A 21,586-nucleotide genomic window follows, 5' to 3' on the forward strand; every position below is an offset into this window, starting at 1 on the left:
TTAATCTCGGCGCACACAGATCTCTCCGGGCACAGAAGAACGCCCCATGGGCCCGAAGGCCGCATGGGGCTTGGGTGATCGGGTGTCGACGGCTCAGTGCCACCAGGGGATGAGCGCGTCCAGGTGCCGGCGCATCCGGTGCCGGGCGACGCCCGCGTCCCCGTCCACGATGGCGTCGAGGATGCGCTGGTGGACGTGCTGGACCTCGTCGGCCGCGGTGTCACCGGGCAGTGGCCGGTCGTGGCCGGAGGCGTGGCGGCGGAACAGCTCGGTGATGATCGACAGGAACAGCGCCAGCACCGGGTTGTCGGACAGGGCGGCCAGTTCGGTGTGGAAGAGGTCGGCCTTGCGCGGGTCGTCGGCGGGGCCCTCCGTGCTCCAGCGCACGGCCCTGCCCAGGCGCTCGGCGACCTCCTGGTCGCCCTCCGCGACCCTGGCGGTCACCCGGGCGACGATGCCGAGTTCGATGGCGTTGCGGACGATCCGCAGGTCGTCGGCGGTGACGCCCTGGTACTCCAGGAACAGCGCCATGGTGTCGATGCTGGCCTGCGGTTCGGGTTCGGTGACGATCAGTCCGCCGCCGGGTCCGCGACGCATCCGGGCGACCGAGTGGTACTCCAACAGCCGTACGGCTTCCCGCAGTACGGCCCGGCTGATCGAGTAGCGGGCGAGCAGGTCGGCCTCCGAGCCGAGCACCATGCCGGTCTGCCAGCCGCGCGCGGCGATGTCGTCGTGGATCCGGGCCGCGACCACTTCGGCGAGCTTGGCCCGCGGGCCCTCGACGAGTTCGGGCTCGACCACGTTGCCCGCGATCCGCAGCCCGCGCCGCACCCGGTGCTTCTCGATCCAGCCGGCCACCGACTCCAGATGCGCGGTCAACTCCGTCTGCGCGCGGGCCCCGTCGTCGGCGATCACCGCGTCGACGACGGCTTTGTGGGCGCGGTGCGAGGTGCCCTTCGCCGCGTGCATCTCGGCCTTGGAGATACGGCGGGAGGTGTGCGCGTAGCGTGCGGTGAGCCGGGTGAGGACGTCGACGAACAGGTGCAGTACCGGGTTTCCCGAGAGCCGGCCGAGGACGGGGTGGAGGGGGTCCTGCGAGTGGACTCCCGGGTCGTCCCAGTGGTCGAGTTCGGCGTCGAGCGTGGTCCGGAGGGTGTCGATGCCGTCCTCGGTGATGCGGTCGGCGGCCAGTCCGGCGGCGATCGGTTCCAGCAGGAGGCGGGCCTGGAGGAGGTCCGTGACGCTCGTGCCGACGTATTCGAGGTAGATCACCATGGCGCGGGTGGCGGGGCCGGCGTCGGGTGCGCAGACGATCAGGCCACCGTTCGGGCCGCGCCGCATCCTGGCGACCTGGTGGTGCTCGACGAGCCGCACCGCCTCGCGCAGCACGGCCCGGCTGACCCCCAGACGTTCCCGCAGATCCACCTCGGACCCCAACGACTCGCCCACCGGCCAGCCCTGGCGGATCACGGTCGCCTCGATACGGCGGGCGGTCTGCGCGGCCAGCTTGCCGACCGGGACACCGGTCTCGCCGTCGGCGGGCTCGCGGTCGACGGCAGTCGCCATGGCCAACTCCTCTGGGGCGGATATTGCGGATCCCCAGTCTATTCGCCACCTGGGTCGGAGGCCCCTGGTTCAGGTACGCGGAACCCAGATGAGGCCACTTTTTCGGGGGTAGGACTCTACCAACCGGGTGAGTGACACGGTTAGAGTAACCTCATTTCCGGGCCGCGACATGAGAACAGGGAGCCGTCTGCGATGCGACTGGAGTCCACGCCCGAGCTCGAAGCGTTCCGGCGCAAGGTGCGCGCCTTCGTCGCGGAGCACGCCCCGGGTATCAAGACCCGTGCGGGAGTGCGCGCGCCGGAGCCCGAACTGATGCCGGCGATCCGGCAGTGGACCGCCAAGCTGTACGAGGCGGGCTTCCTCGGGATCGACTGGCCGGCTGAGTACGGCGGACGGCCGGACGCGCATCCCCTGGAGCCGTCCGTCGTGGCCGAGGAGATCGCCCGCGCCCGCACCTGGCAGCCGATCGGCGCGGCCTCACTGGCCTCGGCGGCGCTGCTGGAGTTCGGCACCGACGCGCAGCGGGCGCGTTTCCTGCCGCGCATCCGCTCCTGCGAGGACGTGTGGTGCCAGCTGTTCAGCGAGCCGGAGGCGGGCAGCGACCTGGCGGCGCTGCGGACACGGGCGGTGCGCGAGGGCGAGGGCGACGACGCGGTGTTCGTCGTGGACGGCCAGAAGGTGTGGACGACCAACGGGCAGCACGCCGACATGGGTTACCTGCTCGCGCGCACCGATCGCGAGGCCCCGAAGCACAAGGGCATCACGGCGTTCGCCCTCGATCTGCGCAGCCCGGGCGTCGACATCCGGCCGTTGCGGGAGATCACGGGGACGACCGACTTCAACGAGGTCTTCCTGGACGGCGTGCGGATCCCGGCCGCGAACGTGATCGGCCGGGTGGACGACGGCTGGCGGGTCGCGATGAGCAGTCTCGGCCACGAGCGTTCCGGTGTGGCGGCACGCGGGGTCGAACTGGTCGCCGTACTCGACGACTTGATGCACCTCGCCTCTCGTACGACGGTGGGCGGCGGCCCCGCGCTCGACGACTCCGCGACCCGGCAGGCGATCGGCGAACTGGCCACGCGGGTGCAGGTGAACGCCGCGCTGATCGGGCTCGCCCAGTCGCGGATGCTGCACGGCACGGAGCAGCCCGCCGACGCCCTCCTCGGCAAGATCTTCTTCAGCGAGCTGAACCACGACCTGGTCGACTTCGGCCTCGGCCTGCAGGGCACGGACGGGTTGCTGGTCGAGGGCGACGAGGACGCCGTAGCGGATGGCTGGTGGCAGGACGCGCATCTGTACTCGCGGGCGTACACGATCGCCGGCGGGGCGAACGAGGTGCTGCGGACGCAGGTGGCGGAGCGGGGGCTGGGGATGCCGCGGGAGCCGCGCTGACCTGCCCCACCATTGAATGGACCATTCGGTCAATACTCGGTCCACGCATTTCTTCGACGGCCGCCGACGATTGATTGTACCGAACGGTCAACGTATGGTTTCGTCAGGTGCGGGCCGACGAGAGGACGACAGAACCATGACCGAGAGCGTGGCCGGAACCGACGTCTCCGAGGAACTGCCCGAGTACCCGTCGCCCCGATCGGGCGAGTGCCCGTTCGCGCCGCCGCCGGGGCTGCTCAAGCTGCACGACACGGGCAAGGCCCTCGTGCGGGCCAGGACATGGGACGGCACCACGCCGTGGGTCGTCACGACGCACGCGGCCCAGCGGCAGCTGCTGACCGATCCCCGGCTCAGCGCGAATATCGGTGCGCCCGGATATCCGCACACGACCGAGGCGATGAAAGCGCACGCGGCGCATATCCAGCCGTCGATCAACAACACCGACGGTGCCGAACACACGCGGTGGCGGCGGATGCTCACGAGTTCGTTCACCCGGCACCGGATGGAGAGGATCCGCCCGGAGATCCAGCGGATCACCGACGACCTCATCGACAGGATGCTGGCGGGTCCCAACCCCGCCGAACTGAACGAGGCGCTGTCCCTGCCGCTGCCGTCGCTGATGATCTGCGCGCTCCTCGGAGTGCCGTACGAGGACCACGAGTTCTTCCAGGAGCACGCGGGAGTGACGAACGCGCGCTTCAAGACCCCGGAGCGGGCGGCGGAGAGCACGGCGACCGTGCGCCGTTACATCGCCGGGCTCATCGAGGCCAAGATGGACAACCCGGGCGAGGACGTCCTCTCCGACCTCGGCGCGCGCATCAAGGGGGGCGAGCTGTCCATGGAGGAAGCCGCGCCGCTGGGGCACATCCTGCTCGTCGCCGGTCATGACACCAGCGCCAACATGATCACGCTGGGCACCGCGCTGTTGCTGCGGAACCCGGCCCAACTCGCGGGCCTGCGTGAGCACTCGGACGATCCGAAGTACGTGACGAGCACGGTCGAGGAGCTGCTGCGCTACCTCACCATCCCGCATCTGCTGGCGCGCCGGGCCGTCGTCGAGGACATCGAGATCGACGGTGAGGTCATCCGCGCGGGCGAGGGCGTCATCGCGTCGCTGCCGGCCGCCAACTGGGACCCGCAGGCGTTCCCGGACCCCGAGAAGCTCGACCTCACCCGCGCCGCGGCGCACCACCACGCGTTCGGCTGGGGCCCGCACCAGTGCGTGGGACAGCAGCTGGCCCGCATCGAACTCCACGTCGTGTTCAGCACGTTGTTCCGCCGCGTGCCGAGCCTTCGACTCGCCGTGGACGTCTCGGAGTTGAAGTTCAAGGAGGACTCCCAGGCCTACGGCATCTACGAGTTGCCGGTGGCCTGGTGATCCCTCCGTCCGGACCTCGTCACGGGAGCAGTTCGACGATCGTGGCGTTGGCGGTGCCGCCGCCCTCGCACATCGTCTGGAGCCCGTAGCGCAGGGCGCGTTGCCGCATGCGGGCGAGCAGCCGGGTCATCAGGATGGCCCCGGAGCCGCCGAGCGGATGGCCGACCGCGATCGCTCCGCCCAGTGGGTTGAGCCGCTCGGGGTCGGCCCCGGTCTCGGCCAGCCACGCCAACGGCACTGGTGCGAACGCCTCGTTGACCTCGAACGCCCCGATGTCGTCGATGGTCAGGCCGGACCGGCGCAGCACCTTCTCCGTCGCGGGGATCGGGCCAGTCAGCATCATGACCGGGTCCGCGCCGCTGACCGCGCCGGAGTGGTAGCGGGCGATCGGCTTGAGGCCCAACTCCCTTGCCCGTTCGGGAGTGGTGATGAGCAGCGCGGCGGCGCCGTCGGAGATCTGGGAGGCGTTTCCGGCGTGGATCACGCCGTCCTCCTTGAACGACGGCTTGAGTTTGGCGAGGGTCTCGACCGAAGTACCGCGCCGCAGCCCCTCGTCGACGGTGAACTTCGTGCCGTCGACCTCGATGGGCACGATGTGGTCGTCGAACACGCCCGAGTCGATCGCCGCGGCGGCCTTGGCGTGCGAATCCGACGCGAACTCGTCGAGTCGGCCGCGGCTGAAGCCCCATTGCTCGGAGATCATCTCGGCGCCGATGCCCTGGTTGAACCGGACCCCGTGGTAGCGGGCCAGAACGGCCGGTCCGAACGGCTGGCCGGTGGTCCGGTGCGCGCCGAGCGGGACCCTGCTCATGGTCTCGACGCCGCCGGCCACCACGAGGTCGTACTGCCCCGCCATGACGGCGTGCGCGGCGGAGTCGACGGCCTGTTGGCTGGAGCCGCAGGCCCGGTTGATCGTCACGCCGGGCACATGCTCGGGCCAGCCGGCCGCGAGTGCCGCGAACCGCGCGACGTTGCTCGACTGGTCGCCGATCTGGGTCACACAGCCCCACATCACGTCGTCGACGGTGCCGGGGTCCACGCCGGTGCGTTCCACCAGCGCGGTGAGCACGTGTGCCGACAGGTCGGCCGCGTGCACGGCGGCGAGTGAGCCGTTGCGCTTGCCGATGGGCGTGCGGACGGCGTCGACGATGACGGCCTCTGGCATGGAAGGGTCCTCTCGGTCGGTGGGTAACTGGACGGCGTCAGTGGGGGAACTGCACGGCGGCGCCGCTGTCGACGAGTGCGTCGACGCCGGCGATCTCCCAGTCCCGGAACACGGCACGGGTGTCGGCGCCGACGGATGGTGCCACGGGCCCCGGGCTCGACGGTGTCACCGAGAAGCGGGGTGCGGCGGCGGGCTGGACGACGCCGTCCCGGGCGAACAGGCTGCCGCGCGCGGCCAGTTGGGGGTGTGCTGCCGCCTCGGTGAGTCCGAGGACGGGTGCGACGCAGGCGTCGGTCCCTTCGAACAGGGCCGCCCATTCGTCACGGGTGCGCTCCGCGAACCGTTCGGCCAGGCGCCGGCGCAACTCCGGCCAGGCCGACCGGTCGTGCTGAAGTTCCGGATCGACGTCGAGCTTGAGCAGCTCGATCAGCCGCCGGTAGAACTTCGCCTCAAGGGCGCCGACCGCGACATGCCGGCGGTCCTTCGTCGCGTAGACGGCGTAGAACGGCCAGCCGCCGTCGAGTTGGTTGCTCCCCCGCTCGTCGGTCCACGCCCCGCGCCCGAGTTTGCCGAAGGTGCTCGCGAGGAGGTGGGCGGTGCCGTCGACGATGGCCGCGTCGACGACCTGGCCGACTCCCGTGCGCCCTACGGCGTGCAGGGCGGCCAGCACCCCGATCACGAGGTAGCAGCCGCCGCCTCCGAAATCGCCGACGAGGTTGAGGGGGATCTGCGGGGGTCCTGCCGCGTCCCCGATCGCGCCGAGTGCGCCGGTGAGGGCGATGTAGGTGAGGTCGTGTCCGGCGGCCGCGGCAAGGGGTCCGGTCTGGCCCCAGCCGGTCATCCGGCCGTAGACCAGGCGGGGGTTGCGGGCCAGGCACTCGTGCGGTCCGATGCCCAGGCGTTCGGTGACTCCCGGGCGGAAGCCCTCGATCAACACGTCGGCGCGCTGGGCGAGTTGGAGGAGGGCGGCGGGTCCTGCCGGATGCTTCAGATCGAGTACGACGGACCGCTTCCCCCGGTTGAGTACGTCCGCGGGTCCGCCCGCGTCGGGTTCGTCCGCCCGCTCGGGCCGGTCCACCCGGACGACCTCCGCGCCGAGGTCGGCGAGCAGCATCCCGGCGAACGGGCCCGGCCCGATGCCACCGAGTTCGACCACGCGGCAGCCGGACAGCGGTCCTGTGGTCATCGACATCCTCCTCGGCGACTTAAATTAAGGATACTCATTAAGAGTACGGTGCCGTCAGCGTCCCTTCCAGACCGGTGGCCGCTTCTCCGCGAACGCGGCGGCGCCTTCCCGCGCGTCCTGCGACGAGAACACCGGCGACGCGATCTCGGCCTGCCGGGTCCACCCCTCCTCCAGCGTCCAGTCGGCGGCGGAGTAGGCGATCCGCTTGGTCGCGGCGACGGCGAGGGGGCCGTTGGCGGCGATCGTCGCGGCGAGTTCCAGGGCGCCTTCGAGCGCGCCGCCCTCGTCGGTGAGCCGGTTGACCAGACCGACCTCGGCCGCGCGTTCGGCGGTGACGGGCTCGCCGGTGAGGAGCAGTTCCAGCGCGATGGCGTACGGGATCCGGCGCGGGAGTTGCAGGGCCGCACCGGCGCGGGCGACCAGGGACCGCGTCACCTCCGGCACCCCGACCCGTGCCGAGCGGGCCGCGACGACGAGGTCGCAGGCGAGCAGCAGCTCGAAGCCGCCGGCCAGTGCCCAGCCCTCGACGGCGGCGATCAGCGGTTTGCGCGGCGGGGTGACGGTGATCCCGCACAGCCCGCGGCCCTCGATCGCGGGGCTCTCACCGCGCAGCCACGCCTTGAGGTCCATCCCCGCCGAGAACGTGCCGCCCGCTCCCGTGAGCACGCCGACCCGCAGTTCGTCCGTCTCGTCCAGCTCGTCCACCGCGGCGGCGACACCGGCGGCCACTCCGGCGTCCAGCGCGTTCTTCACCGCGGGACGGTTGATCGTGATGACCTGGACCGCGCCACGGCGTTCCACCAGCACCTCGTCCGACACCTTGCCTCCTGAATCGTGATCCTCAATTGCCGTTCACTTGCCGCCGACCGCGAACCGCTCCAGTTCGTGGGCGACCATGCCGTCCAGGTCCGGGGCGGGCGGCGAGGGGAGTTCGACGGCGCGCTCCCGACGCGGCAGCAGCACAACTGCCGTACCGGGCGTGGTGACTTCACCGCGCTGGTTCTCGCAGCGCACCTCGACGTGCACCTCGCCCCGCCCGTCCACCTGCCGTTTGTCGACGACCGTGCCGCGCACCCAGGTCGTGTCGCCGAGGTAGTTGAACTTGCGGTGCTCGCAGCGGAGTTTCCACAGCCAGCCGTCGTCGCCGATCCAGTCGGTGAGGAGATGGCAGAGCCAGGTTTCCCGCATGCCGCCGTAGTCGTAGGGGTTGGGCAGGCCGAGTTCGCGGGCCCGTTCGGGTTCCCAGTGCAGGCGTTGCACGGTGTCCGGGACGCCCAGCCGGTTGGGCGGGTAGAGGCCGGGGGCCTTGCGACGTACGGCGGCGGCGATCCCGAACGCGCCGGGCGGGGTGAGCTGCATGCCCCAGCCGAGGTGCCAGACGACCACGTCCGTTGTGGTCAGCGGGCCCTTCACCCGGGGTTGCAGTACTTCGCCGACCTCGACGTCCTCCCAGTAGCGGGGTTCGGCTCCGCGTCTGGTCTCGGCGGCGTAGGCCGCGTCGATCTCGGCCAGTCGGTCGGGCGGGTACGGCTGTTGCTCGTGCGTCTCCTTGGCGCGCTTCTTCGACGTGTGCCGCTCGGCGTTGATCCAGGTGCCGCGCCGCAGCGCGTGCGGCTCGCCGCGCCCGTTGGCGTAGAGGTAGTCGCGGACGACGTGGGCGGTGCGCCCGCCGAAGCTGCTGTGCTTGAGCCGCACGTCGACCTGGGTCTGCAACACCCGGCAGCGGTCGCCCAGTTGGAGGGGCCGCCACCATTCGAACTCCATCACCGCCTGGTAGGAACCGAGTCCGGCGAAGGGGTCGCCCTTGAGCAGGGCCTTGGTCTCCGGGTCCGGTGTCGGGGCCGCGTCCTCCCCCATCGTGTAGAGGAAGGTCGGCGGTGCGACGAGGGAGCCCCAGCGGGTCTTCGCCGCGTACTCGGGGTCGCAGTAGAGCGGGTTGGCGTCGCCGTAGCCGTAGGCGAAGTGGCGTGAACCGTCCCAGGTCACCTCGTAGTTGTGCGGTGGGTTGCGCTGCGGCTGGGGTACGCCCAGGCGGCGCCGGGAGCGTTCGACCGCCTCGTCCGTCAGCACGCCGAACCGCTCGGCCGCCTTCTCCTCGGTATCGCTCACCGCTCAACCTCCTTGCTGGACACAGCAGTTCCTCCTCAGGACACTCAGGCCTCGGTGTGCTCGGCGAGCCGGGCCCGTACGAGGTCGAGGAGTTCGACGCGGCTCACCTTGCTCGACGGGGTGCGGGGCAGTTCGTCGAGGACGACGATGTGGGCCGGCACCTCGTACGGGGTGAGGTGGGCGCGGCACAGGGCGGTGAGTTCGGCCGGGTCCGGTGCGGGGTACTCCGGCACCAACTCGACTGCCCCGACCGGTACTTCACCGAGTCGCGTGTCCGGCAGCCCGACGACTGCCGCCTCGCGGACGGCCGGATGGGTCTCCAGTACTCGTTTGACCGTCTCCGGCTGCACTTTGAAGCCGCCGCGGATGATGGCGTCGTCGGCACGCCCCTCGATCCACACGAACCGGTCGGCGTCGATCCGGGCCAGATCGCTGGTCCGCACCCAGCTCCGGCCGCCGTGGGTGCTCTGCTCGGTGCGGACCTCAAGGCGGCCGGTCCGGCCGACGGGCAGTTCGGTGCGGTCGTCGCCGGTCACCCTCAACTCCACGCCTGCGAAGGCGCGTCCGGCGCTGCCCGCCTTGCGCTGCCACCAGCGGTCGTGCAACGGCAGGGTCCAGCCGGCGACGGCTCCGGCGAACTCCGTCGCGCCGTAGGTCATCAGGACGGGGATGCCGTAGGTGCGGAAGAAGGCGTCGGCGAGTTCCGGCGGGCAGGGGGCCGTACCGGAGGTGACCACCTGGAGGGTGGCGAGGCGTTCCCTCGGTACGTGTGCGTCGAGTACGGCGCGCAGCGCGGCCGGTACCAGGCTCGCCGCGCGGAGTCGGTGGCGTTCGACCGCGCTCACCCAGGGTTCGACGGCGAACCTCGGCATCAGGAGCATGCGGCGGCCGGTGGCGAGGCAGGCGAGGGCCCGCCACAGGCCGCCGATGTGCACGAGCGGGGTGGCCACGAGCGACGCGGACTCCGACAGGAGTCGGTCGTCCTTCCGGGTCTGTCCGCCGGAGACGAGCGCCTGGTCCAACTGCCCGATCCGCAGGTGGACGCGTTTCGGGGGGCCGGTGGTGCCGGAGGTGAGCATCTCCACGGCAACACCTGGGCGGCTCGGTGCCGCGACGGGTGACGTGCCGCCCGCGGACCGCAGGGTCCCGTCCGTGCCCAGTTCGAGGGCCGCGCCGTGTGTGGTCACGGCGGCCAACACGCCGTCGCGGGCGAGGACTTCGGCTCCGGACACCACGACGGGCGGTGTGCAGCGCGCGACGTCGGCGGCGAGTCGCTCGGCGGGCTGGAGCGGGCTGAGCATGACCAGGCAGCGCCCGGAGGCGATCACCGCGGCGACCGCGGCGACGTGTTCGGGCCGGTTCTCCAGGACGACCCCGACGCGCGCGCCGGCGTGCAGGCCCATCGCGTCGAGTGCTTCGCCAAGGCCCCGCGCGGTCCGCTGGACCTGCCCCCAGGTCCACCAGTCCCGGTCGTACTCGATCGCCTCGGCAGCCGCGGGCGCTTCGGCCAGCAGGCGGGACAGGCGGTCGCGAATTCCCACGGGATCAGCCTTTCGACAGGACGTCGGTCTCAGATTCCGACCAGGTCGGCCAACCGGGCCCGGTGCGTCGCCGGGCCCCCGAACAACTGCTCCGACGACTTCGCGCGCTTGAGATAGAGGTGCGCGTCGTGCTCCCACGTGTAGCCGATGCCGCCGTGGATCTGGATGTTCTGCTTGGCCGCGTGGGTGAAGGCGTCCGCGCAGCAGGACGCGGCCGAAGCGGCGGACACCGGTAGTTCGGACGAGCCCTCGGCGGCCACGGCCGTCGCGTGGTAGGCCGCCGACCTGGCCCCTTCCACGGCGACCAGCATGTCGGCGCACTTGTGCTTGACCGCCTGGAACGACCCGATGGGCCGCCCGAACTGCACCCGGACCTTCGCGTACTCCACGGCCGCGTCCAGACAGGCCTGCGCCCCGCCGACCTGCTCGGCGGCGAGCGCCACGGCCACGAGGTCGAGCACCGTGCGCAGATACGCCGAGGCGTCACCGTCCGGACCGACCCGTTGCGCGGGCGCGCTGTCGAGGTCGATACGCGCCAGCCGCCGGGTCGGGTCGAGGGTCTCCAGCCGGGTGCGGGTCACACCGGGCGCGGCACCGTCGACGGCGAACAGCCCGGGCCCGGTGTCGGTGCGGGCGACCACGAGGACCAGGTCGGCGGTGTGGCCGTCGACGACGAACATCTTGGTACCGGACACCGCCGTCCCGTTTCCGGCCGAGGTCTCGATGTCCGCCAACCGCCATGAACCGGTGGCCTCGGCGAGCGCGAGCGTGGCCGTCATCGAGCCGTCGGCGATCGCGGGCAGCCAACGCGCTTTCGCCGCCTCGTCGTTGGAGGCCGCGAGGGCCTGCCCGGCGAGGGCCACGGTCGCGAAGTACGGCGACGGCAGCAGGACCCGTCCCGTCTCCTCCAGCACGATCCCCAACTCGACGGCGCCGCCGCCGAATCCGCCGTACTCCTCCGGCAGCGCGATTCCGTGCAGGCCGAGTTGGTCGGCCATCTGCCGCCACAGTCGCGGATCGTGTCCCTCGTCGGAGTCCATGGCGCGGCGCACCGCCGCGCTCGGTGCCTTCTCCGTCAGGAAGCGCCGCAGCGTCGTACGGAGTTGCTCCTGCTCCTCGGTGAACGTCAGTGCCACGTCGGTGCCTTGGAGCGCAGGTAGACGTCGAAGTCCGGCATGCGGGTGCGGTCGACGATCTCGATGCGGACGCCCGCCGGGTCGAGGTGGTAGGCGAAGATCGACATGGCGCCGTCGACCTCCGCGCAGGCCTCCAGCGGGAAGCCCGCCTCCTCCAGGCGTTTGGACGTCGTCGGCAGGTCGTCGCAGAAGTAGCCGAGGTGATGGATGGCGAAGTGCGCGGCCGGCGTCCACGGGGTTCCCGGGATCTCCTGCACGAGTTCGAGGTGCGGGGCGTCCAGCGAGTACGCGAAGCGCAGCGGGAGCACGCGCTCGCCGTCCGCCAGCCGGACCGGCAGGTCTGCGGCCATGGTCCCGGTCCAGCGGTGGCCGGCGAGTCCGGTCAGCCGCGCTTTCCCCGCCTCGATGTCCGGGACCACAATTCCGGTGTGGTACAGGTCAGTTGCGCTGAGAGGGTGCGTCATGGCGTCGCTCACCACTCCAGCCGGAGCTGCTTGATGCCGTACATGTTGCCGTGCTGTTCGAGGTCCTGGCCGGGGGTGATCCGGTAGTCGGGGATGCGCCGGTGCCATTCCTCGACGGCCACGTTGAGTTCGAGGCGGGCGAGGTGCGAGCCCAGGCAGCGGTGCGGGCCCGATCCGAACGCGATGTGGTTGGTGGCCTGGCGGCGCAGGTCCACGTCGAGGGGGTGGTCGAAGCGCTCGGGGTCGCGGTTGCTGACGGCGAGCGGGAGCATCACCATCTCCCCCGCCCTGACCGGGCAGCCGCCGATCTCCACGTCCTGGGTCGCCTTGCGGGCGGGCACGACGAACGAGTAGACGCGCAGGATCTCCTCGACCGCCGTGGGGATCAGTGACGGGTCGTCGACGATCGCCTTGCGCTGCTCGGAATGCGTGGCGAAGTGGTAGAGGGCCCAGCCGATCGAGATCGGGACCGTGTCGAAGCCGGCCTGGAACAGCAGGACGCAGAACGCGTGCATGTCCCGGTCGCTGATCGGCTCGCCGTCGATCGTCCAGGTCATGGCGCGGGACAGCAGGTCGTCGCGAGGAGCCTCGCGGCGGACGGCGATCTGTTCCTCGAAGTACTCCGACACGGAGTTCATGGCGCGCAACTGCCGCTCGCCGTGCGGGTCTTCACCGTGGGACAGGTGCAGCAGGTCGTGGATCCAGTCGAGGAACTGCGGGAGATCCTCCTCGGGCAGACCCATCAGGCGCATGAAGATCAGGGTCGGGAAGCGGCGGGCGAACGCGTCGAGGACGTCGGCGGAGCCGCTGTCCTTCAGCCCGTCGATCAGGTTGGACGCGACCTCCCGGATCTCCGGTTCACGGGCGGCGACGGTCTTGGGCGAGAAGGCGCTGCCCAACAGGCGCCGCCACGCGGTGTGCTGGGGCGGGTCGAGCATCTCCGGGATCCACAGGAACCTCGGGTCCGGATCGAGCGCCGTCACCGACTGGTTGGAGAAGGTCCGCCAGTCCTGCAACGCCTGTTGGACGGCCGCGCCTTCGGTGACGACCCAGTACCCGCGCGCGGTGGTGCTGCGGAATCCGGAGTGGGTGCGGGCGATCTCGTCCCAGCGTTCCTGATGGCTGAGGACCGGGCCGCCGAGCCGGTTGTCGAAGTGGTAGGCGGGGACGCCCTGGTGGGTCCCGTCGGGTTCGAGGGTCGCGCTCATCACGGCTCCTTTCGTGCGGTGTTCAGCGCTCGTACGGCTGTCACGTCCGGTACGGCCTCGATGTCCGTTACGGCGGTCATGTCGCCGCGCCGTCGATCTTCAGCGCGATCAGCTCGTCCTCGGAGAGACCGAGTGAGCGCAGGACCTCGTCGGTGTGCTCCGCGAACTGCGGTGCCCGGGTCAGGTCGGCCGGGCTCTCGTCGAACTGGACGGGACTGGCGACGAGTTCGCGGTCCACGCCGTCGGCGTCCACGACCGGGGCGATGAGTCCGTTGGCGCGCAGCGAGGGATCCTGGCCGACCTCCCAGGCGTTCTGCACCGCCGCCCACGGCCCCTCCCCCCGGGAGAGGATCTCGACCCACTCGGCGAACGGGCGGGACGCGATGAGACCGGCGACGATGTCCGCCCCCTCCGCGGCGTTGGCCATCAACTTCTCGGCGCTGTCGAAGCGTTCGTCGGTGCCGAGTTCCTCACGGCCGGCGAGCTTGCAGAACTCGGCCCAGTAGCGGCCGGGTTGGAGCATCGACAGTTCGATCCACCGTCCGTCGGAGGTGAGGTAGGCACCGATGAGCGGGTTGGTGCGCGAGCCGTGCCGGGGCTGGATGTTCACCGGGAGCGGGCCCCCGTTCATCAGCGCCATGTTGACCGTGAACTGGGTCGCCCAGGCACCGACGCCGAGCAACGACACGTCCACCACGGACGTCTCCCCGGTCGTCGCGCGGGAGTAGAGGGCGGCGGCGATGCCACCGGCGATCGTCATGCCGCCCATCGCGTCGCCGTAGGCGCCGGCGGGCATCCGGGTCATGCGGTCCGCGCCCGGCGGTGTGACTCCGGCGGCGCTGCCGCCGCGCGCCCAGAAGGCCGTGCTGTCGTAGCCGCCCTTCGTGGCCTCCTCCCCGCGTGCGCCGAATCCGCTGCCCCGGACGTAGATGATGTCCGGGTTGATCGCCCGCACGTCCTCGACGTCGATGCGCAGCTTCGCGCGCGCCTCGGGCAGGAAGTTCGTGAGGAACACGTCGCTGGCGCGGACCAGGTCCTCGAACACCTTGCGGGCGGACGGTTTCTCCAGGGCGAGGCCGACGCTGCGCTTGCCCCGGTTGGGTCCCTCCACGATCGGGAAGAACGACGACCCCTCGCTGGTGGCGTCGTAGCCGAGGACCCGGACCAGCCCCCGCTGGGCATCGCCGCGTTCGGCGTGCTCGATCTTGATGACATCGGCACCCCAGTCCGCGAGCACGGCACCCGCCGCCGGGACGAAGGTGAACTGGGCTACTTCGAGGACGCGTACGCCCTCCATCGGCCTGCGCATCGACCAGCTCCTCATACTCAATCCGCCGTCACGCGCTCCGAGTATGGACCGAACCTCGCTAAAAAGTATACTGTTTTGCCGTCACGGACCGAGCCGCACCTTCCGGAGGGCCGATGCTGGACTTCTCGATCGAACCCGAGTTCCAGGCCAAACTGGACTGGGCGACGGCCTTCGTACGGGAGGAGGTCGAACCCCTCGACCTCCTGTTCCCGCACGGCGGCGACCCGTACGACACGCGCAACGAGAAGGCGCGCGCGATCCTGCGGCCGCTCCAGGACCAGGTCCGGGCCCAGGGTCTGTGGGCCTGCCATCTCGGCGCCGAACTGGGCGGCGCGGGCTACGGACAGGTCAAGCTCGCCTATCTCAACGAGATCCTCGGCCGCTCCTACTGGGCCCCGACGGTGTTCGGCACGGCGGCCCCGGACACCGGCAACGCCGAGATCCTGGCCATGTTCGGCACCGCCGAACAGAAGGCGCGGTATCTGCAGCCCCTGCTCGACGGGGACATCGTCTCCACCTTCTCGATGACGGAACCGCAGGCGGGGGCCGACCCGAAGGAGTTCGCGTGCCGGGCCCGGCGCGACGGCGATGAGTGGGTGATCGACGGGGAGAAGTGGTTCTCCTCCAACGCCCGGTACGCCGCCTTCCTCATCGTCATGGCCGTCACCGACCCCGAGGCGCCGCCGCACGCCCGGATGTCGATGTTCGTCGTCCCGGCCGAGACACCCGGCATCGAGATCAAGCGCAACGTCGGCACGATGGACGAGCGCGACTCCCTCGACGAGGGCATCCACGCCTACATCCGCTACGACCAGGTGCGGGTCCCGCTCGACGCCATGCTCGGCGGCCCCGGCGAGGGCTTCGAGGTCGCCCAGGCCCGGCTCGGCGGGGGCCGGGTCCATCACGCGATGCGCACCGTGGGCAAGTGCGCCCGCGCCTTCGACATGATGTGCGAGCGCGCGCTGTCCCGCCGTACTCAGGGCACTCTTCTCGCCGAGAAGCAGGCCGTGCAGCAGTTCATCGCGGACTCCTGGGTGGAGCTGCAACAGTTCCGGTTGCTCGTCCTGCACACCGCCTGGATCATCGACACCCAGCCGCACGGCGCCGCCCGGACCCAGATCGCGATGTGCAAGGTCCAGACGGCGAAGGTGCTGCACGACGTCATCCAGCGCGCCCTGCATCTGCACGGCTCGCTCGGCACCACCAACGAACTCCCCCTGGCGAAATGGTGGATGGCCGCCCCGAACCTCGCCCTCGCCGACGGCCCCACCGAGGTCCACCGCGCCACGATCGCCAAGCAGCTGCTGAAGAACCGCCGCCCGGCCGAGGGGCTGTTCCCCAGCGAGCACATCCCGCCCAAGCGGGAGGCGGCCCGCAAGCGGTACGCGCACATCCTCGACGACGAGAGTCTCACCGGCCGGGTGGACGCATGAGCGACGAGCGCCGCGACATCAAGTCCCTTGCTCCGGCTGACCTGTTCGACCTCTCCGGCAAGGTCGCGCTCGTCACGGGCGGCAGCCGCGGGCTGGGCCTCGCGATGGTGCGCGCCTTCGCCACCGCGGGCGCCGACGTGGTGATCGCCAGCCGCAAACTCGACGCGTGCGAGACCGCGGCGGCCGAGGTCCGCGCCCTCGGCCGCCGCGCCCTCCCGGTCGCCGCGCACGTCGGCCACTGGGACGACCTCGCCCGGCTCGCCGACGCGGCCTACGAGGAGTTCGGCAAGGTCGACGTCCTGGTCAACAACGCCGGCATGTCCCCGCTCGCCCCTTCCTCGGCCGAGACGAGCGAGGAGTTGTTCGACAAGGTGATCGGCGTCAACTTCAAGGGCCCGTTCCGGCTCGCCTCGCTGATCGGGCAGCGGATGGCCGACTCGGAGGACGGGGGCTCGATCATCAACGTCTCGTCGTCCGGCGCGCTGATGCCCCAGCCCCGCTTCGGCCCGTACGCGGGCGCCAAGGCGGCGCTCAACGCGCTCACGACGGTCTTCGCGCTGGAGTACGGCCCGACAGTGCGGGTCAACACGATCTCGGCCGGGCCGTTCCTCACCGACATCTCCAAGGCCTGGGCGGAGGAGAAACGGCAGACGACCCGCAGCGCGATCGGGCGTCCCGGACAGCCGGACGAGATCGTCAGTACCGCCCTGTATCTGGCGAGCGACGCGTCCAGCTATACGACGGGGGCGCTGATCCGGGTGGACGGCGGGCTGTACTAGCCCCTCCCGCAGGCCGTTGCGGGAGCCCAGGTCGGCCCGGCGGGGGCGTCACATTGTTCCCAGCAGTTCCCTCGCCTCGCCCAGCAACACCGGCAGGGCGGGCAGCATGCGCTGATGCATGGCGTTCAACTGCCCTGCTTTCCGGCCCCGTTTGATGAGCAGGGCGGTCGCGGCCGACTCCTTGTACTTGGTGAGTGCCTCGAACCACCGCAAGTCGTGGAGCCGTTCGCCGCGCGTCTCCTCGTAGGCGTCGACGAGTTCGGCCTTGGAGGGCATACCGGTCGGCTCGTCCGACAGGGAGGCCGGGTGCTGGGCCTCGTCGGTGAAGAAGGTCAGCCAGGTCATGTCGACCCGGGGGTCGCCGAGCGACCAGATCTCCCAGTCGATGATCGCCGTGACCGAGCCGTCCGCGCACAGCGTGTTGCCGAGCCGGTAGTCGCCGTGGGTGAACACGGGTCTCGTCGCGGCCGGCACCGTCGCGTGCAGCCGGTCGGCGACCGCCTCGTGACCGGCGCTCAGGTCGTCGGAGACGGTGCCGAACGCCCGGGTCCAGCGGTCGATCTCCCCGGCGAGCGTGACCACCGGCTCCCCCGCGAGGGACGTACGCGCCGGATCCACCCGATGCAGGTCGGCGAGCATACGGGCCGCGTCCAGGGCACGGGACCGCACCTCCCCCGAGGTGAGCGTGCCGCGCGGTACCAGCACCGGCTCGACGCACTCCCCCGGCACCAACTCCATTGCCACGAAGGGCTGGATCGCCGGGGGCGTGCCCGCGTCGCAGAACAGCACCTTCGGCACGCGTACTCCGGGCTGCCCGGCCAGGGCCGCCATGAGCCGTGCCTGACGCAGTACGTCCCGGTTGCGGACCGGGGCCAGGCCGGGCGGCGCCACCTTGAGGACGACGCGCTCGTAGCCGGCCGGGACACCCGACAGGGCGGCGACGTACGTCAGGCTCGACGTGCCGCCGGTGAGGGGTTCGACGCAGGTCACCCCGGCTCCGGGGATCCAGCCGGCGACCACGGCGGCCGTACGATCCGTCAACTCCATTACCAGCGCTGGGCCGTTGGTGATGACACTCATGGCTGCCCCTTCGTCCCGGCGTTCCCGGGTGCGGTGAGTGCGGCCACGATGTCGCGGCGCACCAGTTTCCCGGTCACCGTGCGCGGGAGTTCGGTCCAGTACGTGATGCGGTCCGGGGTCTTCGAGCCGCGCAGGGTGCCGCGTACGGCCGCGCGCAGCTCCCCGGCGTCGACCTCGGCGCCGTCGCGAGGCACCACCACGGCCTCGATCCGCTGGCCCCACTCCTCGTCCGGGACGCCGACGACGACGGCGTCGAGCACGTCGGGGTGCCGTAGAAGAACATCCTCGATCTCGGCGGGCGCGATGTTCTCCGCGCCGTGGATGATCGTGTCGTCGGCCCTGCCCTCGATGTGGAGGTAGCCGTCGGCGTCGAGGCGGCCCCGGTCGCGGGTGTGGAAGTAGCCCCGCTGGTCGACGGCGGAGCCCTGCCCGGCGTACTCCCCCGAGACCTGCTCACCGCGCACCCAGATCTGCCCGGTCTCCCCCGCGCCGAGCGGCTCCCCTGTCACGTCACGGACCTCGATCTCGATGCCCGGCACCGGCAGCCCGGCCGAGCCGAGCCGGGCCCGCACCACGGGGTCCTCGCTCGCGACCGCCGCCCGGTGTTCGGCCGGGCCCAGCACCGAGACGGTGGACGAAGTCTCCGTCAGGCCATAGGCGTTGACGAAGTCGACCCCCGGCCAGGCGCGCAGTGCCGTCTCGATCACGCGCACCGGCATCCTGGCGCCACCGTAGGCGAGTGAACGCATTGAGGGTACGGAACGGTTCAGTCCCGCCGTGTCCATGATCCGGGCGAGCATGGTCGGCACCACCATCGCGTGCGTGATCCGCTGCTCCCGGACGAGGGCGAGCCAGCCCGCCGGGGTGAACTGGTCGAGAGTGAGGGTGCGTCGGCCGGCGTAGAGGTTCGTGAGCACATGGGAGACGGCGGCTATGTGGTACGGCGGCACACTCACCAGGGCCGCCTCGGCGGGGTCCGCCGCGGCGAACTCCACTGTGCCGAGCACATACGACACGAGGTTGTGGTGGCGCAGGACCACACCTTTCGGGGCCGAGGTGGTTCCGCTGGTGTAGATCAGTACGGCGGGGGCGGCGGACGGCGGGACCGGATCGGCGTCATCGCCCGTGTGCGCGGCTGCGTCCGTGAGCCAGTCGGCGGGGCTGCGGGACGGCAGTCCGGCCCGGCGCAGGGCCGCGTCCTGGTCGGGGGCGGCGATGGCCAGGGCGTGCGGGTGGTTCGCGAGGAGGGCGTCGAGTTGTTCGTCGCCCAGGCGGTAGTTGACCGGGACCAGCGGGACTCCGGCGCGGGCCGCGGCGAACTGGGCGACGGCGAAGGCGGGGCCGTTCGTGGCCAGGTACACGATCGCGTCGGCGCCGGCCGCGCGGACCAACCGGGCCCCGCCGTCGGCCAGTTCGCGCAGCCGGACGGGGGTGAGCCCGTCCTGCGCGCGTCCGATCACGACCCGGTCGCCGAAGCCCTCGGCGGCCATGTCCAGGATCATCGACACGTTCATCGGCGCACTTCCCGCTTCCCGCTTCTCAGTCCGAGGCCGGGAGCGGCTTGGCGGACTTCACCGGCAGGGGGACGCCGTTCACCGCGAGGGTCCCCTGTCCCTGTTTCGTGCAGAGCAGTTCGAGGCCCAGGTCCTCGTCGGCGTAGCGCTTGCCGAGCAGTGAGCCGCCCATCCGGTCCGGGTCGGCGGTGCCGGTGACGGCCCCCGGCCCGGTCCCCTCGATCATGGCGGCACCGCCGCAGGTGACGTCCAACTCGCTGTCGGGGCAGCGCACGACGATCACCGCCGTCGTGTCCACCGTGCTGGCGAGCATCTGTCCCACTCGTGGCCTCATCGCAGCTTCCTCCGCGGATCTTGTTCCGTTCCGGGCGCCCGAAGACCAGAAAAAAGTATACTACTTACCTCGATCGCGTCGAGATGACGAACCGAGCCGACGTACCGATCCGATGAACGGAGTCGCCGGATGGATCTCAAGACCGTCCTGTTCGAGGTGACCGACCATGTCGCCACGGTCACACTGAACCGGCCGCAGGCCATGAACAGCTTCAATCAGCACATGCTGGAGGACTTCGCCGCGATCTGGGACCGGGTGAAGACCGACGACGACGTGCACGTCGTGGTGTTGCGCGGCTCGGGCGAGCGCGCGTTCAGCACCGGCATGGACGTGAAGGAAGGGATCGACCGGCACCCCAACGTGTGGTCGCAGAGCGATCCCGGGGAGTTCCTGTCGCCGAAGCTGAACCAGGTGTGGAAACCGCTGGTCTGCGCGGTGCACGGGATGGCCGCCGGCGGCGCGTTCTACTGGCTCAACGAGGCGGACATCCTTATCTGTTCGCAGGACGCGACCTTCTTCGACCCGCACGTCAGCTACGGACTCACCGCGGCGCTCGAACCGATCGGGCTGGCCCGCCGCATCCCTCTCGGCGAGACCCTGCGGATCGCGCTGCTCGGCCTGGACGAGCGCCTGTCGGCCGCGCGCGCCCTGCAGATCGGCCTGGTCAGCGAGGTGCTGCCGGGCGAGCGGCTCTGGGACCGGGCGGACGAGATCGCGCGCGTCATCGCCGCCAAACCGCCGGCCGCGATCCAGGGCACGGTCCGCGCGATCTGGGAGTCCCTCGACGCGACGCGCACCCAGGCCCTGCGCACCGGGCTGTCGTACACCCAGATCGGCAACCCGATCGGGAAGGCGGAGGTGGACCGCTCCGTGGTGCCCCGTGGGCAGTGGACAGTGCGCTGACACTCCCCTACGCTCCATAAAACAGTATCCTTTTTTACGCGGGATGATTCTGGGGAGGGCTGGCTCTGATGCGTTTCGGCATGCCCTGGCCGGGCCGTGAGGTGGCACGTGAGGCCGAGGAGGCCGGTGCGGGTGCCTTCTGCGCCGGTGAGTTCGTCGACCATGACGCCTACCTCACCCTCGCCGAGATCGTCGCGAACTCCGAGCACGCCCTGGCGGGGCCCGCCATCGCCTACGCCTTCGCCCGCACCCCGTACGCCCACGCCACCGCGCTGCGCCAGCTGCACGCCCAAGCACCGGGACGGCTCTTCCTCGGGCTCGGCAGCGCCGCGTTCCGCATCAACCGCGACTGGCTCGACGTGCCCGCCGACCGGCCCGTGGACCGGATCGCGGAGACCGTCGGCGCCGTCCGCGCCTGGCTGCACGCGGAGAACGGCGAGAAGGTCCACTACTCCGGCGAGTTCCACTCGATCGACGCCGACGTCCGCGCCCCCGTGCTCGGCCGGCTCGACATCCCGGTCCTGCTCGCCGCGTTCAACACCCGCATGGCCTCCACGGCGGGCCGCGTCGCCGACGGCGTGATCGGACACGGGCTGTTCACCGGCTCCTGGTGGAACGATGTCGTACGACCGTCCGTCGAGCGCGGCACCGCTGCGGCGGGCCGCGCCGAGCCTCCCCTGGAACACGGGTGGATCATCACAGCGGTGGACGACACCGCCCCCGAACGCGCCGTGGCCGACGCCCGCCGCATGATCGCCTTCTACCTCACGGTGAAGACGTACGACCCGTTCGTGGCCCACCACGGCTGGGAGGGTCCGGTGGCACAGTTGCGCAAGGCGTTCCGGGCCGGGGACACCGACGCGATGGCCGCCGCCGTCACCGACGAGATGCTGACCGGGATCGCCGTGTGCGGGACGACGGCCGACGCGAAGGACATGCTCGCCCGTCGCGCCGGTTCGCTGCCTCGTGACGTCGGCTATTTCGCACCGCCGAGTTTCCTGGTGAGCCGACGGCGCAGGGCCGCCTACGCCCGCGCCGGTCTGGCCCTGATCGGCGAGTTGCCCGAACACTGAGAGAAGCGGCGGGCGG

At 70.9% G+C, this 21,586-nt stretch carries 19 protein-coding genes; 6 read left to right on the forward strand and 13 right to left on the reverse strand.

The annotated features are described in order from the left end of the window. Positions 1-93: 93 nt before the first annotated feature. Positions 94-1,566, reverse strand: a complete 1,473-nt coding sequence (locus tag ACIQBL_RS31935; RefSeq protein ID WP_401947658.1) for a FadR/GntR family transcriptional regulator — start codon at positions 1,564-1,566, stop codon at positions 94-96. Positions 1,567-1,758: 192 nt separating this feature from the next. Between ACIQBL_RS31935 and ACIQBL_RS31940 the strand changes: the two genes are divergently transcribed. Both ACIQBL_RS31940 and ACIQBL_RS31945 read left to right on the forward strand, forming a co-directional pair. After that, positions 1,759-2,958 (forward strand): acyl-CoA dehydrogenase family protein, encoded by a 1,200-nt coding sequence (locus tag ACIQBL_RS31940; protein ID WP_401947661.1) that lies wholly within the window; start codon positions 1,759-1,761, stop codon positions 2,956-2,958. Between the two features lie 136 nt (positions 2,959-3,094). Then, complete coding sequence (locus ACIQBL_RS31945; protein WP_401947663.1) at positions 3,095-4,336, forward strand: cytochrome P450; 1,242 nt, start codon at positions 3,095-3,097, stop codon at positions 4,334-4,336. A 19-nt stretch (positions 4,337-4,355) separates the two neighbouring features. Here the strand turns inward: ACIQBL_RS31945 and ACIQBL_RS31950 are convergent, their stop codons facing one another. From ACIQBL_RS31950 to ACIQBL_RS31990, 9 genes are all read right to left on the reverse strand, one after another. Next, positions 4,356-5,501, reverse strand: a complete 1,146-nt coding sequence (locus ACIQBL_RS31950) for a thiolase family protein (protein WP_401947666.1) — start codon at positions 5,499-5,501, stop codon at positions 4,356-4,358. A gap of 37 nt (positions 5,502-5,538) precedes the next feature. After that, positions 5,539-6,687, reverse strand: a complete 1,149-nt coding sequence (locus ACIQBL_RS31955; RefSeq protein ID WP_401947669.1) for a CaiB/BaiF CoA transferase family protein — start codon at positions 6,685-6,687, stop codon at positions 5,539-5,541. Between the two features lie 54 nt (positions 6,688-6,741). After that, positions 6,742-7,506, reverse strand: coding sequence for a crotonase/enoyl-CoA hydratase family protein (locus ACIQBL_RS31960; RefSeq protein ID WP_401947671.1), 765 nt, complete (start codon positions 7,504-7,506; stop codon positions 6,742-6,744). A 33-nt stretch (positions 7,507-7,539) separates the two neighbouring features. After that, the gene (locus tag ACIQBL_RS31965) at positions 7,540-8,796 is read right to left on the reverse strand and encodes a MaoC family dehydratase N-terminal domain-containing protein (protein ID WP_401947674.1); all 1,257 of its coding nucleotides are present in this window, start codon (positions 8,794-8,796) and stop codon (positions 7,540-7,542) included. A 44-nt stretch (positions 8,797-8,840) separates the two neighbouring features. Next, complete coding sequence (locus tag ACIQBL_RS31970; RefSeq protein ID WP_401947676.1) at positions 8,841-10,337, reverse strand: class I adenylate-forming enzyme family protein; 1,497 nt, start codon at positions 10,335-10,337, stop codon at positions 8,841-8,843. Between the two features lie 29 nt (positions 10,338-10,366). After that, a complete protein-coding gene (locus ACIQBL_RS31975; protein ID WP_401947679.1) occupies positions 10,367-11,473 on the reverse strand; it encodes an acyl-CoA dehydrogenase family protein in 1,107 nt (368 codons plus the stop codon). Next, positions 11,464-11,937, reverse strand: a complete 474-nt coding sequence (locus tag ACIQBL_RS31980; protein ID WP_401947682.1) for a VOC family protein — start codon at positions 11,935-11,937, stop codon at positions 11,464-11,466. The genes ACIQBL_RS31975 and ACIQBL_RS31980 overlap by 10 nt, the downstream gene beginning before the upstream one ends. Before the next feature lie 8 nt (positions 11,938-11,945). Beyond that, the gene (locus ACIQBL_RS31985; RefSeq protein WP_401947685.1) at positions 11,946-13,145 is read right to left on the reverse strand and encodes a cytochrome P450; all 1,200 of its coding nucleotides are present in this window, start codon (positions 13,143-13,145) and stop codon (positions 11,946-11,948) included. A 76-nt stretch (positions 13,146-13,221) separates the two neighbouring features. After that, on the reverse strand, positions 13,222-14,454 hold the full coding sequence (locus tag ACIQBL_RS31990) for a CaiB/BaiF CoA transferase family protein (protein WP_401947688.1): 1,233 nt from the start codon (positions 14,452-14,454) through the stop codon (positions 13,222-13,224). Positions 14,455-14,567: 113 nt separating this feature from the next. Between ACIQBL_RS31990 and ACIQBL_RS31995 the strand changes: the two genes are divergently transcribed. Both ACIQBL_RS31995 and ACIQBL_RS32000 read left to right on the forward strand, forming a co-directional pair. Further along, a complete protein-coding gene (locus ACIQBL_RS31995; protein ID WP_401947690.1) occupies positions 14,568-15,887 on the forward strand; it encodes an acyl-CoA dehydrogenase family protein in 1,320 nt (439 codons plus the stop codon). Beyond that, positions 15,884-16,666, forward strand: coding sequence for an SDR family NAD(P)-dependent oxidoreductase (locus ACIQBL_RS32000; RefSeq protein WP_401947693.1), 783 nt, complete (start codon positions 15,884-15,886; stop codon positions 16,664-16,666). The genes ACIQBL_RS31995 and ACIQBL_RS32000 overlap by 4 nt, the downstream gene beginning before the upstream one ends. 48 nt (positions 16,667-16,714) lie before the next feature. Here ACIQBL_RS32000 and ACIQBL_RS32005 read toward each other — a convergent pair whose 3' ends face one another. From ACIQBL_RS32005 to ACIQBL_RS32015, 3 genes are read right to left on the reverse strand one after another with little or no spacing between them, the layout of a single operon-like run. Then, on the reverse strand, positions 16,715-17,746 hold the full coding sequence (locus ACIQBL_RS32005; RefSeq protein WP_401947696.1) for a phosphotransferase family protein: 1,032 nt from the start codon (positions 17,744-17,746) through the stop codon (positions 16,715-16,717). Next, entirely contained in the window at positions 17,743-19,260 is a 1,518-nt protein-coding gene (locus tag ACIQBL_RS32010) for a class I adenylate-forming enzyme family protein (RefSeq protein WP_401947699.1), read from the reverse strand. Before ACIQBL_RS32010 ends, ACIQBL_RS32005 begins: the two co-directional genes overlap by 4 nt. 25 nt (positions 19,261-19,285) lie before the next feature. Beyond that, the gene (locus ACIQBL_RS32015; protein WP_401947701.1) at positions 19,286-19,594 is read right to left on the reverse strand and encodes a hypothetical protein; all 309 of its coding nucleotides are present in this window, start codon (positions 19,592-19,594) and stop codon (positions 19,286-19,288) included. A gap of 129 nt (positions 19,595-19,723) precedes the next feature. Between ACIQBL_RS32015 and ACIQBL_RS32020 the strand changes: the two genes are divergently transcribed. Together ACIQBL_RS32020 and ACIQBL_RS32025 are read left to right on the forward strand one after the other, a co-directional pair. Then, on the forward strand, positions 19,724-20,497 hold the full coding sequence (locus tag ACIQBL_RS32020; protein ID WP_401947704.1) for an enoyl-CoA hydratase/isomerase family protein: 774 nt from the start codon (positions 19,724-19,726) through the stop codon (positions 20,495-20,497). A 68-nt stretch (positions 20,498-20,565) separates the two neighbouring features. Continuing rightward, positions 20,566-21,570 (forward strand): LLM class flavin-dependent oxidoreductase, encoded by a 1,005-nt coding sequence (locus ACIQBL_RS32025; protein ID WP_401947706.1) that lies wholly within the window; start codon positions 20,566-20,568, stop codon positions 21,568-21,570. The last annotated feature ends 16 nt before the right edge of the window (positions 21,571-21,586 follow it).

The organism is Streptomyces sp. NPDC088350 (assembly GCF_044753545.1).
Taxonomy (GTDB): domain Bacteria; phylum Actinomycetota; class Actinomycetes; order Streptomycetales; family Streptomycetaceae; genus Streptomyces.